This is a genomic window from Streptomyces sp. NPDC051913, from assembly GCF_044593635.1.
GTDB lineage: Bacteria > Actinomycetota > Actinomycetes > Streptomycetales > Streptomycetaceae > Streptomyces.
This window is the reverse complement of record NZ_JBIUCI010000007.1, coordinates 297,559-311,187: the sequence shown is the minus strand read 5'-3', so window position 1 is coordinate 311,187 and position 13,629 is coordinate 297,559. Positions and strand designations below refer to the sequence as shown.

Annotated in this window: 13 protein-coding genes and 1 tRNA gene; 3 read left to right on the top strand and 11 right to left on the bottom strand. The window is 67.4% G+C overall.

Translation table 11 applies throughout. The features are described from left to right. Window positions 1-36: 36 nt before the first annotated feature. Window positions 37-1,851, bottom strand: coding sequence for a bifunctional metallophosphatase/5'-nucleotidase (locus ACIHIX_RS23300; RefSeq protein WP_399959118.1), 1,815 nt, complete (start codon window positions 1,849-1,851; stop codon window positions 37-39). A gap of 150 nt (window positions 1,852-2,001) precedes the next feature. Here ACIHIX_RS23300 and ACIHIX_RS23295 point away from each other — a divergent pair, with 150 nt between their 5' ends. Beyond that, window positions 2,002-2,718, top strand: coding sequence for an SIMPL domain-containing protein (locus ACIHIX_RS23295; protein ID WP_399959116.1), 717 nt, complete (start codon window positions 2,002-2,004; stop codon window positions 2,716-2,718). A gap of 101 nt (window positions 2,719-2,819) precedes the next feature. After that, complete coding sequence (pyk, locus tag ACIHIX_RS23290; RefSeq protein ID WP_399959114.1) at window positions 2,820-4,250, top strand: pyruvate kinase; 1,431 nt, start codon at window positions 2,820-2,822, stop codon at window positions 4,248-4,250. Window positions 4,251-4,259: 9 nt separating this feature from the next. Here the strand turns inward: pyk and ACIHIX_RS23285 are convergent, their stop codons facing one another. Both ACIHIX_RS23285 and ACIHIX_RS23280 read right to left on the bottom strand, forming a co-directional pair. Next, window positions 4,260-5,036 (bottom strand): helix-turn-helix domain-containing protein, encoded by a 777-nt coding sequence (locus ACIHIX_RS23285; protein WP_399959112.1) that lies wholly within the window; start codon window positions 5,034-5,036, stop codon window positions 4,260-4,262. A 77-nt stretch (window positions 5,037-5,113) separates the two neighbouring features. Next, window positions 5,114-5,200 (bottom strand) — tRNA-Leu (locus ACIHIX_RS23280). A gap of 96 nt (window positions 5,201-5,296) precedes the next feature. Between ACIHIX_RS23280 and ACIHIX_RS23275 the strand changes: the two genes are divergently transcribed. Continuing rightward, a complete protein-coding gene (locus tag ACIHIX_RS23275; protein ID WP_059197437.1) occupies window positions 5,297-5,953 on the top strand; it encodes an ANTAR domain-containing response regulator in 657 nt (218 codons plus the stop codon). 80 nt (window positions 5,954-6,033) lie between these two features. On the opposite strand, the gene ACIHIX_RS23270 is transcribed toward ACIHIX_RS23275, so the two are convergent. The 8 genes from ACIHIX_RS23270 to ACIHIX_RS23235 form a co-directional block, all read right to left on the bottom strand. Continuing rightward, window positions 6,034-6,750 (bottom strand): ABC transporter ATP-binding protein, encoded by a 717-nt coding sequence (locus ACIHIX_RS23270; RefSeq protein WP_399959111.1) that lies wholly within the window; start codon window positions 6,748-6,750, stop codon window positions 6,034-6,036. Next, window positions 6,747-7,625 carry an ABC transporter ATP-binding protein gene (locus ACIHIX_RS23265; RefSeq protein ID WP_399959109.1) on the bottom strand — a complete coding sequence of 293 codons (879 nt, stop codon included), beginning with the start codon at window positions 7,623-7,625 and terminating at the stop codon, window positions 6,747-6,749. The genes ACIHIX_RS23270 and ACIHIX_RS23265 overlap by 4 nt, the downstream gene beginning before the upstream one ends. A gap of 3 nt (window positions 7,626-7,628) precedes the next feature. Continuing rightward, window positions 7,629-9,455, bottom strand: coding sequence for a branched-chain amino acid ABC transporter permease (locus ACIHIX_RS23260; protein WP_399959107.1), 1,827 nt, complete (start codon window positions 9,453-9,455; stop codon window positions 7,629-7,631). 5 nt (window positions 9,456-9,460) lie between these two features. Further along, window positions 9,461-10,393: a branched-chain amino acid ABC transporter permease gene (locus tag ACIHIX_RS23255; RefSeq protein WP_194080193.1), complete on the bottom strand. Its 933-nt coding sequence runs from the start codon at window positions 10,391-10,393 to the stop codon at window positions 9,461-9,463. A 140-nt stretch (window positions 10,394-10,533) separates the two neighbouring features. Next, a complete protein-coding gene (locus ACIHIX_RS23250) occupies window positions 10,534-11,763 on the bottom strand; it encodes a branched-chain amino acid ABC transporter substrate-binding protein (RefSeq protein WP_399959104.1) in 1,230 nt (409 codons plus the stop codon). A gap of 287 nt (window positions 11,764-12,050) precedes the next feature. Then, entirely contained in the window at window positions 12,051-12,659 is a 609-nt protein-coding gene (locus ACIHIX_RS23245) for a Tat pathway signal sequence domain protein (RefSeq protein WP_399959103.1), read from the bottom strand. After that, on the bottom strand, window positions 12,656-13,057 hold the full coding sequence (locus ACIHIX_RS23240) for a hypothetical protein (protein ID WP_399959101.1): 402 nt from the start codon (window positions 13,055-13,057) through the stop codon (window positions 12,656-12,658). Before ACIHIX_RS23240 ends, ACIHIX_RS23245 begins: the two co-directional genes overlap by 4 nt. A gap of 56 nt (window positions 13,058-13,113) precedes the next feature. After that, window positions 13,114-13,602, bottom strand: a complete 489-nt coding sequence (locus ACIHIX_RS23235) for a PaaI family thioesterase (protein ID WP_399959099.1) — start codon at window positions 13,600-13,602, stop codon at window positions 13,114-13,116. Window positions 13,603-13,629 lie beyond the last annotated feature (27 nt).

The window sequence follows — 13,629 nt, the reverse complement described above, 5'->3', positions numbered from 1 at the left end:
GCCGGGTCCGCGACGAGTCCAACGCGCCAGTACCGGCTAGAACACAGGCGTACCGTTCCGCGTCAGCTTCCAGTCCACCGACGCGAAGTCGGCCGGGTCCAGCACACCCTTCGCCGTCACCCACTCCGCGATCCGCGTACGGATCTCCGTCGACTCCGACCACACCTCCGTCGCCGACGCCACATGCGGGAACGCACCGCCGCCATTGGCACGGTAGTTGTTCACCGCGAACACGAACCGCTGCGCGTCGTCCAGCGCCGCACCGTTGTACGTCAGGTTCCTGATCCGCGAACCCACCGCCTGCGCGATGTCGATGTCGTACGAAAGACCCGACACGTAGTCGTAGTTGTAGTCCGGCCGGTTGTTGGCGTTCGTCAGCTTCTCGACATCCACCACCGCGTCCGCCGCCGTCTGCACGAAGTACTCCGCCGAGTACTCCAGGTACGCCTTGAGCTGCGCGCCCGTCAGCAACTTCGCGACCAGCGTGTTGTCGTACACGTACAGGCTCGACAGATCCCGGATCGTCACCTCACCCGCGGGGATCTCCGACGTCCGCGAGAACGGCGACGCCTGCGCGATGACCGGCAGCGAGGCGTACTCGGTGGAGGCCAGCGCCGCCTTGACGACATCCTCCTGGACCTTCGTGATCAGATCGATGATCGGAGCGTCCTTGTACCGCGCCTCGACCGTCGTCAACGTCTGCGTCGCCGTACCGACGACCTGGTTGACGTACTCCACGACGACGTCGTGATCGTCCTTCAGCAGCTTCGTGATCTTCGGGTCGTCCGCGACGGAGGCCGAGTTGAGCACCGAGGCGGCCACCGACTCGACCGTCCACTTCCCCTTCTCGAAGACCAGCTCGATGTCGAACAGCGACAGCCGCTCCGCGTACGCCAACGGCTCGGACAGGACGACGGTCTTGCCCGTCGCCGTGTTCGTGACCTTCAGCTCCGGGATCTCCACATGCGCGTGCCCGACGAGAATCGCGTCGATACCGGGCACCTGCTGGGCCACCAGCGCCGCCGAGTTCTCGACGTACGGCAGCTGGTCACCGTAGGAGGAGGTACCGGACGACCCGGAGTGCGCCGACACGATCACCACGTCCGCGCCCATCGACCGCAGCTTCGGCACCCACTTCGCCGCCTGCTCCTCCAGCCCCGGGAACGTCAACTTCCCCTCGACATACGCCTTGTCCCAGATCGCGATACCAGGGTTGGTGAGCCCGAGGACCGCCACCTTGACCGGCGGCCCACCCGCCACATGGAACTTCTTGATGAAGTACGGCGGGAAAGCCGGCTTCAGCGTCTTCGCGTCCAGCGCGTTCGCACCCAACAGCGGGAAGTCACACTGCTCCTCGAACTTCCGCAGCGTCTCGATGCCGTAGTTGAACTCGTGGTTGCCGAGCGCGACGGCGTCATACCCGATGGCGTTCATGGCGGCGGCCATCGGATGCACGGGACCACCCGGGGCGGTGATCGGGTCCACCTTCGCGTAGTAGTACGTCAGCGGAGTGCCCTGGATCGTGTCGCCCGCGTCCAGCAGCAGCGTGTTGCACCGCCCCTTCTCCGCGCGGACCTGGTTCACCAGCGTCGAGATACGCGACAGACCCTGCGCGTTGCCCTTGGCGTCCGTGTACTCGGCGTCCTTGAAGTAGTCCCAGTTGAAGACGTGCCCGTGCAGGTCCGTCGTGCCCATCACCGTCAGGGAGTACCGCTTCGCGGGCTTCCGCCCCTTCTTGCTTCCCGCCGCCTCCGACGCCTGCGCCGCAGGAGCCCCCACGGCACTCGCCAGCGCGACCCCGGCACCGGTCACGGCGGACTTCTCCAGGAACTTCCTGCGGTTCAACGGCATGTCTCGATCTCCTCGGGGAACGGTCAACAACGCGCGTAGATTCTGACCCGCGCATGCCGAACGGCAATAGACCCCAGAGGTTTCGATCTGGTGACCGAACCCGTCACTTCAGCCCCCGCCAACCAGTCAAGAAGTGACAGAGTGGGTCGTATGACCACACCCACTCCCGACTCCTCGCCGGCCGTGCCCTACGGCACCCCCGACGCCCCCCGCATCGCCGTCCGCGGCGAAGCACGCCTCGAAGTCGACCCCGAGATCGCCCGCATCGGCGTCACCGTCGCCGCCCGCGGCAAAGACCGCCGCACCGCCCTCGACGACCTCACCCGCCGCAACGCCACGGTCCTGGACCTCATCAAGACATACGGCGACGCGGTGGAAAAGCTGGAGACGGGATCCTTCTCGATCACGCCGGAGCTGAAGGAGAAGGGACGAGGGGAGCGGATCCACGCGTACCACGGCCGCGTCCGCATCACCGCCGAACTGACCGACTTCACGGCCCTGGGTGAACTCACCACGCGCGTGGCCGACTTGGACCTCACTCACGTGGACGGCCCCTGGTGGGCCCTGCGCCTGAACTCCCCGGCCTACCGCAACGCACGCCAACAGGCCGTACGAGAAGCCGTCCAGCGGGCACAGGAATACGCGGAAGCACTGGGTACGACACTGGCGGCGCTGGTGGAGCTGGCCGACATCGGCGCGGAGAACGCCCAGCCCCTCGCCCCCGCCGCCCCCGGCGGACGTATGCGCTCCATGTCCTACGCCGCCGCGGAAGACACCGCCGCCGCCCCCCTCGACCTCGAACCCCAACGCCAACGCGTCTACGCCCAGGTCAACGCACGGTTCACCATGCACCCCCCGCAGCTGTGAGCCGCACACTTCAACACTTGTCAACGCCCCTTCACCGAACGGTTGTTGGGCGGCCATGCCCGGCCAATTCTCTACCCACCGGTAAGCCCTAAGGTCGAACCATGCGCCGAGCCAAAATCGTCTGCACCCTGGGCCCCGCCACCGACACGTACGACCAGATCAAAGCCCTGGTCGACGCCGGAATGGACGTAGCCCGCTTCAACCTCAGCCACGGCGGCTACGCCGAGCACGAGGAGCGCTACCACCACGTCCGCAAAGCCTCCGACGAGACCGGCCGCAGCGTCGGCCTCCTCGCCGACCTTCAGGGCCCGAAGATCCGCCTCGGCCGCTTCGCCGAAGGCCCCGTACTCCTTGAACGCGGCGACGCCTTCACCATCACGGTGGAGGAGGGCGCGGAGGGCAACCAGGGGCAGTGCGGGACGACGTACGCCGGCCTCGCGGAGGACGTGACGGCAGGGGAGCGCATCCTCGTCGACGACGGCAAGGTGTGCCTGGAGGTCACGGACGTCGACGGCCCGCTCGTCCACACGACCGTCATCGAAGGCGGCATGGTCTCCGACCACAAGGGATTGAACCTCCCGGGTGTGGCCGTGTCCGTTCCTGCCTTGTCGGAAAAGGACGAGGCCGACCTGCGCTGGGCGCTGCGCACCGGCTTCGACGTCATCGCCCTCTCCTTCGTCCGCTCCGGCCGGGACATCGAGGACGTCCACCGCATCATGGACGAGGAGGGGCGCCGCCTGCCCGTCATCGCCAAGGTGGAGAAGCCGCAGGCGGTGGACGCGATCGACGACATCGTGGCGGCGTTCGACGGGATCATGGTGGCGCGGGGTGACCTGGGCGTCGAAATGCCCCTGGAACAGGTCCCGATCGTCCAGAAGCGCGCGATCAAACTGGCGAAGCGCAACGCCAAGCCGGTGATCGTCGCCACGCAGATGCTGGACTCGATGATCGACAATTCCCGTCCGACGAGGGCGGAGGCGTCGGACGTGGCCAACGCGGTCATCGACGGCACGGACGCGGTGATGCTGTCGGGGGAGACGAGCGTCGGCAAGTACGCGGTGGAGACGGTCCGGACGATGGCGCGGATCGTGGAGGCGGCGGAGGAAGACATCCTCGCGAAGGGCCTGCCCCCACTGACGGACCGCAACAAGCCCCGTACGCAGGGCGGCGCGGTGGCGCGGGCGGCGGCGGAGATGGGCGACTTCCTGGGCGCCAAGTTCTTGGTGGCGTTCACTCAATCCGGCGACACGGCGCGGCGGCTGTCCCGGTACCGGTCGCCGATTCCGTTGCTGGCGTTCACGCCGGAGGCGGCTACTCGGTCACAGCTGAGTCTGACGTGGGGTGTGGAGACGTTCCTGGGGCCGCGGGTGGAATCGACGGATGCGATGGTCGATCAGGTGGATGAGCTGTTGTTGAAGTACGGGCGGTGCGAGAAGGGTGACGTGGTGGTCATTACGGCCGGTTCGCCGCCCGGGGTTGCGGGGGCGACGAACCTGGTCCGGGTGCATCACATCGGAGTGGACGACAAGTAGCTTCAGCGGTCAGTGCTTTGGGCCTACGTGGGTGTCCATCAGGGCTACGGAGGCTTTGCGGGCGACGGAGATGTTGCGGGGGTTCGCCTGCCTCCATTCGACGCCGACTCGGTCCAGGGCGCCGGTGAAGAGCCGAATGATGTCGCCGGACAGGTTGGTGAAGAAGTAGCGGGGATATTCGTAGCGCTTGCGTTCACCGGCGATGAGGCGCGTGGTCCAGTTGGTGATGCGGCATCCGTCGGAGTGGATGAGGCCGCGAACGAACTCCCAGGGGTGGGCGTCGACGATGGCTTGTTGCCAGGGTTTGAGGGTGATCGTGCGCTCGTGTTTCTTGCCGGGGCCGTGTTGAGGGAAGAGGCAGTGCAGGTGCTTCGAGTAAACCTTGACGTTGCGACAACCCGTCTTGCGGACGCGGCAGACGGCGTTCCCCGGGAAGACGATACGCATGGCGTGCTCGCAGTCGTCCATGAGACCGGGCCATGAATCAGCGCACGTGACCATCAAGTTGGGCACGCGATGTCCCGAGTAGTGGCTGATGTGGCCGTCGCCGAGGTAGAGCCCGAGGAGGTAGCTGTAGGCGGCCCCGTCCAGCTCTCGTCCGTCACACCGGGGGCACGGCGGGCTGTGTCGTCCTGGGCACTCGCCGCGTTTGGCGCGGTCTAGGTGCTTCCAATAGCTGACTGTCCCGAGGGGCACCGCAAGCTCCCGAGCCACCGCTGCGTTCTTCACCCCAGCGCGCAGCAGAGTCAGGGCCTTTTGTCGCACCTCAGTGCTGTGGATGTTCACGCGATCACTCTGTGTGATTGATCGCGGCGACGCGCAGCAAAAAGCGGATGTTCACGAGAATGGGAACATCCGCTTGTTGGTGCCGGGTATGGGATTCGAACCCACACGTCCTTTCGGACAGAGGTGTTTGAGACCTCCGCGTCAGCCAATTGCGCCAACCCGGCTTAGGTTGCTGATGGGAGTGTACCGGGTGACCAAGCCGAGCTGCAGCTAGGTAGGCTCTGGTAAGCAGCACCCCTGCCCCTGAACGAGGAGCCCCCGTGACCGCCCCCGAGTCGCCCCAGCCCGTAGACGCGCCCGACGACGACAAGTCGCACGTGCCTCCGCTGACGACCCGTGTCGTCATCGCCGAGGACGAGGCGCTGATTCGCCTCGATCTCAAAGAGATGCTGGAGGAAGAGGGCTACAGCGTCGTAGGCGAGGCCGGTGACGGTGAGCAGGCCATCGAGCTCGCCCGTGAGCACCAGCCGGACCTCGTCATCCTCGATGTGAAGATGCCGAAGATGGACGGTATCTCCGCCGCCGAGAAGATCGCCGAAGAGCGCATCGCGCCCGTGCTGATGCTCACCGCCTTCTCGCAGCGCGACCTCGTGGAGCGTGCGCGCGACGCCGGTGCCATGGCGTATCTCGTGAAGCCGTTCAGCAAGAGTGATGTCGTGCCGGCCATCGAGATGGCCGTGTCCCGGTTCACCGAGTTGAAGGAGCTGGAGAAGGAGGTCGCCGACCTCACCCTCCGACTGGAGACGCGCAAGCTGGTCGACCGCGCCAAGTCCATCCTTCAGACCGAGTACGGGCTGACCGAGCCCGCCGCGTTCCGGTGGATCCAGAAGACGTCGATGGACCGGCGTATGTCGATGCAGCAGGTTGCGGAGGCCGTCATCCAGGACGCCGATGAGAAGAAGGCGTCGAAGGGCTGACGCCCGACCGGCTCACGCACCGAGGCCCGCGTCCCCAGCAGGGGGCGCGGGCCTCGTCGTATCGCATTCAGGGCGAAGTGCTAGTCCTCGCCCAGGTACGCCTTGCGGACCGACTCGTCGTGCAGGAGGTCCTGGCCCGTGCCGGACAGGACGATCTTGCCGATTTCCATCACATGGCCGTGGTCGGCCAGCGACAGGGCCGCCTGGGCGTTCTGCTCGACGAGGAGGATCGTCGTGCCCTGGGACTTGAGTTCGGCGATGGTCGCCATGATCTTCTGCATCATGATCGGCGACAGGCCCATGGAGGGCTCGTCCAGCATGAGCAGTTTCGGCTGGGACATCAGGGCGCGGCCCATCGCCAGCATCTGCTGCTCGCCGCCGGACAGGGTGCCCGCGGCCTGCTTGCGGCGCTCTCCCAGGATCGGGAAGAGGTCGTAGGCGCGCTGGATGTCCTTCTCGATGCCTGCCCGGTCGTTACGGAGGAAGGCGCCGAGGCGGAGGTTGTCCTCGATCGTCATGCGGGGGAAGATGTGCCGGCCCTCGGGGGAGTGGGCCAGTCCCAGCGAGACGATGTCGTGGGCGGGGACCTTCTTCAGCGACTTGCCGCCGAACCTGATCTGGCCGCCGACCGGCTTGAGCAGGCCGGACAGGGTGCGCAGGGTGGTCGTCTTGCCGGCGCCGTTGGTGCCGATGAGGGTGACGACCTCGCCGGCGTCGACCTTGAAGGAGATGCCCTTGACGGCTTCGATCTTGCCGTAGGCGACGCGGAGGTCCTCGACCTCGAGGAGTGCGGTCATCGGTCGTTCTCCTTGCCGGGCGTGGCGTCCGACGGGGCGCTTGCTTCGGCTGCTTCGACTTCGGCTGCTTCTTCGTCGCCGGGGGTGCCTTCGAAGGGTTCGCCGAGGTAGGCGGCGATGACGCGTTCGTCGCCCTGGACGGTGGCGCTGTCGCCCTCGATGAGCTTCTCGCCCTGGACGAGGACGGCTACGCGGTCGCAGAGGTTGAAGATGAAGCGCATGTCGTGCTCGATGACGAGTACGGCGATGCCCTTGTCGCGGATGGCGAAGACCAGTTCCTCGGTCGCCCGCGTCTCCTGGGGGTTCATGCCGGCCGTCGGCTCGTCCAGCAGGAGCAGGCCCGGTTCGCTCGCCAGCGCCCGTGCGATCTCCAGCTTGCGCTGTTCGCCGTAGGGGAGGTTGCGGGCGAGGTGTTCGGCCTTGTTCGCGAGGCCGACGAACTCCAGGAGTTCCATGGCGCGTTCGCGCGAGGCCCTTTCGGCCTTGTGGAAGCCGGGGCCGCGGAGCAGGGCGCTCCACAGGCCTTCCTTCGTGCGGGTGTGGCGGCCGACGAGCACGTTCTCCAGGACCGTCATGTTGGCGAACAGACGGATGTTCTGGAAGGTGCGGGCGATGCCGGCGGCGGTGACCTTGAAGGACTTGGGCGGGAGGACCTGGTCCTTGTAGCGGACTTCGCCCTCGGTGGGGATGTAGAGGCCCGTCAGGCAGTTGAAGAAGGTCGTCTTGCCGGCGCCGTTGGGGCCGATGAGGCCGACGATCTCGCCGCTGTTGACCTGGAGGTCGACGTTGCGTACGGCGGTGAGGCCGCCGAAGCGCATGGTGACGCCGCGGGCGTCGAGGACGGTGGTCCCGGTGACGGTGGTGGTGTCGGTCATGTGTCAGACCCCTGTCTTGCTGAGGACTGCGGGGGCTTCGGCCTCTTCGTGGAATTCGAGTTGGCGGCGCCGGTTGGGGATGAGGCCCTCGGGGCGGAAGCGCATCAGGAGGACGAGCGCGACGCCGAAGGCGAAGAGCTGGTAGTCGCCCAGGAACTGGAGCTTGGCCGGGATGAGGTAGAGCAGTGCGGCGCCGACGAGGGGTCCGGCGATGGTGCCCATGCCGCCGAGGACGACCGCCGCGAGGAGGAAGGCCGAGTTGGGTGGGACCACGTGGGCGAACTGGTACTGCTCCGGCGTCACGGTGTAGGTGACGTGGGCCTGGACGGCGCCGGCGAGGCCGGCGAGGGAGGCGCCGAGGGCGAACGCGATGAGCTTGACGCGGAAGCCGTTGATGCCCATGGCGAGGGCGGCGGTCTCGTCCTCGCGGATGGCGATCCAGGCGCGGCCGATGCGGGAGTCGCTGCTGCGCTTGAAGACCACCACGACGATGAGCGTGATGAGGAGCATCAGCAGGAAGTAGTTGGCGAATCGGCCGATGGTGAAGCCGAGGATGGTGTGTTCCAGGCCGAAGTCGAATCCGAGGATGTCGAGGTTCGGGATGGAGGAGATGCCGTTGGAGCCGTTGGTGATGTCCGGTCCGCTGGTGCCGTCCATGTTGAGGACGGTGATGCGGAAGATCTCACCGAAGCCGAGCGTCACGATGGCGAGGTAGTCGCCGCGCAGTCGCAGGGTGGGGGCGCCGATGAGGACGCCGAAGACCATGGCGACGGCGGCGCCGAGGAGCGCGGAGAGCCAGAACGGCAGGTGCAGGTCGAACGGCGAGGAGGGGGAGCCGGAGACCATGGCCGCGGTGTAGGCGCCGACGCCGAGGAAGGCGACGTATCCGAGGTCGAGGAGGCCGGCGAGGCCGACGACGATGTTCAGACCGAGGGCGACGGTGGCGAAGATCAGGATGTAGACGCCGATCGTCGCGTACTGGTCGTCGGACTGGGTGAAGGGGAAGAGCGCGGCGGCGATGAACGCGCCGAACATGGTGATGGTGCTGTGCCGGCCGGTGATCGCCGAGACCCGGGCCACGAGCCCGGCCTTGGAGAGGGCGGCGAAGAGGAATCCGACGGTGATGAGGAAGCCGACGAAGAGTTCGTCGTACTCGGTGCCGATGCCGTAGGTGAAGACGGTGAGGCCGACGGCCATGGCGGCGACGATGACGAGGATCTCGGCGTAGGCGGGGAGCTTGCGGGCCGGGGCCGGGGCGGGGGTGAAGACGGCGGACTTCAGGAGGGCGACGATGTGGCGCCAGATGCGGCCGATGCGTTCGCCGACGCTCTCGTCCTCGTCGATGTGCTCGTCTTCCGGCCGTTCGAAGGGCAGGGAGAAGGCGCCGAGGAAGGCGGCGAGGGTGACGGCCGCGGCGATGAAGCCGCCCGGTTCGAGGTTGACGACGCCGCCGAGTTCGTCGCTGATCGCGATGACGGTGTACCAGGTGGTGGCGAAGGTGCCGGTCGCGGCCAGCTTGATGGCGCCGTCGGCGCCGGCGGGGGCGAGCCAGCGCAGGCCCTTGACGCCGTACGAGGCGAGGCCGAAGAGGGCGGTGAGGGCGCCGCCGATGAGGACGAGGACCTGGAGGCCGCCGGGGTAGCCGTAGTAGGTGAGGTCGCCGGGGAACTCGGAGGTCCAGGTCCAGGCGAGGAAGGTGGAGACGACGGCGAGGGCGCCGCCGATGGTGGCGAGGGCGCGGCCGACGTTCTCGGGGAGGCCGACGAGGCCCTTGGTGGCGCCGTCCTTGTTGGCGGGGGCGCTGGGGGACTGGGTGGTCTGTGTCGTCATCGGTGTCACGCCCTGTCCGCGACGCGCTCGCCGAGCAGGCCCTGTGGCCTGACGAGGAGTACGAGGATGAGGAGTACGAAGGCCCAGACGTTGGCCCAGGACTGGCCGCCGAGCAGGTCGAAGCCGGGGACGTCGGCGATGTAGGCGGTGGCCATGGTCTCGGCGAGGCCGAGGACGAGGCCGCCGAGCATGGCGCCGTAGATGTTGCCGATGCCGCCGAGGACTGCGGCGGTGAAGGCCTTGAGGCCGAGGATGAAGCCCATGCGGAACTGGACCTGGCCGTACTTGAGGCCGTAGGCGACGGCTCCGACGGCCGCGAAGAGGGCGCCGAGGGCGAAGGCGACCACGATGATGCGGTCGGTGTTGATGCCCATGAGCTTGGCGGTGTCGGGGTCCTGTGCGGTGGCCTGCATGCCGCGGCCGGTGCGGGTCTTCATGACGAAGTAGGCGAGGATCGCCATGCTGACGGGTGCGGCGATGAACAGGAAGATGTCACCGGTCTGAATGGTGACGCTGCCGATCTCGAAGGGTCCGCCCGGGATCTCGGGGAAGTTGATGGACTCCTTGGCGCCGGGGTACCAGGCCCATACCGCCTGCTGGAGGGCGAGGGAGAGGCCGATGGCGGTGATGAGGGGCGCGAGGCGTGGGGCGGTGCGCAGGGGGCGGTAGGCGAACCGTTCCGCTCCGACGGCGACGAGGACGGCTGCGATGACGGCTCCCACGAGCATCAGTGGCAGTGCGACCCACATGGTGGTGCCGTCGGGCAGTACGTACAGATAGACCGTGAGGGCTCCGAACCCTCCGATCATGAAGATCTCGCCGTGGGCGAAGTTGATGAGCTGGACAATGCCATAGACCATTGTGTAGCCGATGGCGACCAGCCCGTACATTGCTCCTAGTAGCAGGCCGTTGACCAGCTGCTGCGGCAGTTCGTTCACCGCATGTCCTCCGAGGTTTCGGATGTTCGACGGATGTGACCGGACGTGACCGGATGTGTGTCCGGAGCCGGATGTGAGTCCGCGCGGGGCGCCTGTGGAACAGCGCCCCGCGCGGCTCAGGTGGTGCGGGTGGGGATGGGTCAGCCGGTGTAGGTGCCGGACTTGACGGCCTTCCAGGCACCGTTCTCGACGGCGTACACGGTGAGCTGCTTGTTGGTGGCGTCACCGTACTCGTCGAAGGAGACCTTGCCGGTCACACCGTCGAAGGAGACGTTCTGGACGGCCGCGGTGATCTTGGCGCGGGCGTCGGAGGGGAGCTTGCCGTCGTTGTCGTCGACGACCTTCTTGACGGCGAGGATGATCGACCAGGCGGCGTCGTAGGAGTAACCGCCGTAGGCCGCGTACTCCTCCTTGTAGCCGGCCTTCTTGTAGTCGGCGACGAACTGCTTGGCGGAGCTGAGCGTCTCGACCGGGGCACCGACCGAGGTGGCGAGGTCACCGGTGCTGTTGGCGCCGGCCAGCTCGACGAAGGTCGGGTCGTAGATGCCGTCGCCGCCGACCAGCGGGATCTTGGCGCCGGCGGCCTTGATCTGCTTGCTGAGCGGGCCGGCCTGCGGGTACTCGCCGCCGTAGTAGACGACGTCGGCGCCGGAGTTCTTGACCTTGGTGGCGACCGCGGAGAAGTCCTTGGTGTCCGGGTCGATGTGGTCGGTGCCGACGACCTTGCCGCCGAGCTTCTTGAACTCGTCGGTGAAGGTGGCGGCGAGACCGGCGCCGTAGGTCTTCTTGTCGTCGATGACGAAGACGTTCTTCTTCTTGGCGTCGTTGTAGACGTACTGCGCGGCGAACGGGCCCTGGATGGCGTCCGTGGTCGCGGTGCGGAAGTACGACTTGTAGGTGCGGACCTTCTTGGTCTGCCAGTCGACACCCTGGGTGAGGGCCGGGCCGGTGTTGGCCGGGGAGACCTCGACGAGCTTGGCGTCGTCGAAGACCTTCTGCATCGACTCGGCGACGGAGGAGTTCAGCGGGCCGACGACGCCGAGGACGCTGTCGTCACTGACGAAGGTCGACGCGTTGGCCTGGCCCGAGGAGGGCTGGGCCTGGTCGTCGAGGGCCTTGATCTCGAAGGTGACACCGTCGACGAGCTTCTGCTTGTTGGCGGTCTTCGCGGCGAGGTCGACGGAGTTCTTGATGCCGAGACCCAGCGCGGAGAGGTCACCCGTCAGCGGGGCGTCGACACCGATGACGACCTTGGTGCCGCCGCTGCCGGAGTCCGAGCCGCCGTCGTCGTCGCGCGAGCCGCAGGCGGTGAGGGTGAGTGCTCCCGCCGCCAGCGCGGCGGTGATGGTGATGAGCGAACGTTGACGCACGATTCGTCCTTTCACTGGCGCGGCGCTCCCCCCTGGAAGCGACCGAGTCGCTGCGCTGGTCTGTTGTGAGATTCCATGGCGCGGTGACTGGGCGTGACTCTAAGCGCGTGCGGGGAGGGTGGAGGAGGGTCTGACGGAGGCTGTGACGCTCTTGTTATGACACGTCGTAATGCAGAGCGGTACTGAGTGGGTGGAACAGCGGAATTCAGGCCGATTCGCCCTGTCCGCATTCTGAGAACCCGCAGGACCCGATGCAACTTGTTCAGGCGTCTCAGCGGTTTTGGTAATTACCCAGAACTGTTGCTGCAGGCGACTTGTAGGGCCTCCGAGAGGTGCTGGGCATAGCGCTGCCCGAGGATGAAGCTGTGAACTTCTATTGCACGCGTATTACGTAGAGTTACGTCAAGGAAAGGGAGCCCGGCGTTCCATGGCACTTTCCTGCACTGCGCCACATGCATGGTGATGACGATCTTGCGGCTGGTGCCCGCTCTCGTCCCGAAGGGGGCTTTTGGTGTGGAGGCCACCGACATGCCGGCGTAGGGCTGGGAGATCCGGACCACGGTGACGGGCGGGCCGGAGAGCACGCTCAGTTCCACCCCGAAGCTGAAGCTCCGCGGCTCGGCGCCCGCGGAGGTGGGCTCTCCGCTGAGGTAGTGCAGGTCCGTCACCTGAGACGGGTACGGCGGGTCGGGGGGTTCCGGCGGCTGCGGCCGGGTCGCGTAGAGGTAGCCGCCACCCGCGAGGAGCGCCAGGGTCGCCGCGGTGCCGAGGACGGCACGCCGGTGCCGGTCGTAGAGCCCGGTGAGGCGGCCGCGGGGCGGGGCGGAGGCGGGGGAGCCGAGGGTTTCCCAGGCGTGTGTGCCCTCGCCCGGCTCGACCGGCCCGGTGCCGCTCAACTCCAGGGTCCCTCGCCGGGACCGCCGTCGCGGTACCAGCGCACACAGCCGCTGCGGGCCTGACGGTCGATCAACCGGTCGGCGGCGGTGGCGCCTTGGCGCTTCTTCTCGGCGCGGGCGGCGTCGACGACCTTGATGAGGATGTCGTACTGGCCGTTGGACAGGCCCATCGACTGGTAGTCGCCGTAGGTGTTCTGGTCCAGCACCTCGCGGGACCAGTGGGCGACGAGTCGGGTGCAGAGGTCTTCGGGGGGTGCGGGGGTCGCGGTGGGTGCCGCTGCGGCTGTGGCCTTCTGCGGGGTGGCGGCGGATCCGGATCCTCCGCATCCGCCGAGGGTCAGCAGGACCGCCATGAACCCGACCCCGGCCCCGAGCATCGGGACTCCACCCGTTCGCATGCCCCGACGCTAGGCCTTGCGGTACGGTCGGGGCCAGGCCCGAAAGGACTTCGGCGTCAGGCGGTGGCTCCGACATGGGCGCCGTCGCCCGGGTTCACGTCCCGCAGCAGACAGGTCAGCCGGGCGGTGCACACGCGCCGCCCGTCCTCGTCGCTGATCACGATCTCGTACGTCGCCGTCGAGCGCCCCCGGTGCACGGGCGTGGCCACGCCGGTCACCAGGCCCGAGCGCGCGCCCCGGTGGTGCGTGCAGTTCAGGTCCACGCCGACGGCGATCTTCGAGCTGCCGCCGTGCAGCATCGAGCCGACCGAGCCGAGGGTCTCGGCGAGGACGGCGGAGGCGCCGCCGTGCAGCAGCCCGTACGGCTGGGTGTTGCCCTCCACCGGCATCGTCCCGACGACCCGGTCCGCGGAGGCCTCGACGATCTCGACGCCCATGCGGGTGCCGAGGTGCCCGGCGGAGAACAGGGCCAGCAGGTCCACGCCGAGCGCGGCGTACTCGTCGATGACCTCTTGCGGGAACTTCACGTGCTGCTGCTCGCCCATGGGGCCCGGCTCCGTTCGTCGGGAACA

Excerpts from the sequence above, each read along its gene's own strand:
- ACIHIX_RS23235 (WP_399959099.1), bottom strand. The coding sequence starts at position 13,602 with ATGGGCGAGCAGCAGCACGTGAAGTTCCCGCAAGAGGTCATCGACGAG.
- ACIHIX_RS23295 (WP_399959116.1), top strand. The coding sequence starts at position 2,002 with ATGACCACACCCACTCCCGACTCCTCGCCGGCCGTGCCCTACGGCACC.
- ACIHIX_RS23260 (WP_399959107.1), bottom strand. The coding sequence starts at position 9,455 with ATGACGACACAGACCACCCAGTCCCCCAGCGCCCCCGCCAACAAGGAC.
- ACIHIX_RS23240 (WP_399959101.1), bottom strand. The coding sequence starts at position 13,057 with ATGCGAACGGGTGGAGTCCCGATGCTCGGGGCCGGGGTCGGGTTCATG.
- pyk (WP_399959114.1), top strand. The coding sequence starts at position 2,820 with ATGCGCCGAGCCAAAATCGTCTGCACCCTGGGCCCCGCCACCGACACG.
- ACIHIX_RS23300 (WP_399959118.1), bottom strand. The coding sequence starts at position 1,851 with ATGCCGTTGAACCGCAGGAAGTTCCTGGAGAAGTCCGCCGTGACCGGT.
- ACIHIX_RS23270 (WP_399959111.1), bottom strand. The coding sequence starts at position 6,750 with ATGACCGCACTCCTCGAGGTCGAGGACCTCCGCGTCGCCTACGGCAAG.
- ACIHIX_RS23265 (WP_399959109.1), bottom strand. The coding sequence starts at position 7,625 with ATGACCGACACCACCACCGTCACCGGGACCACCGTCCTCGACGCCCGC.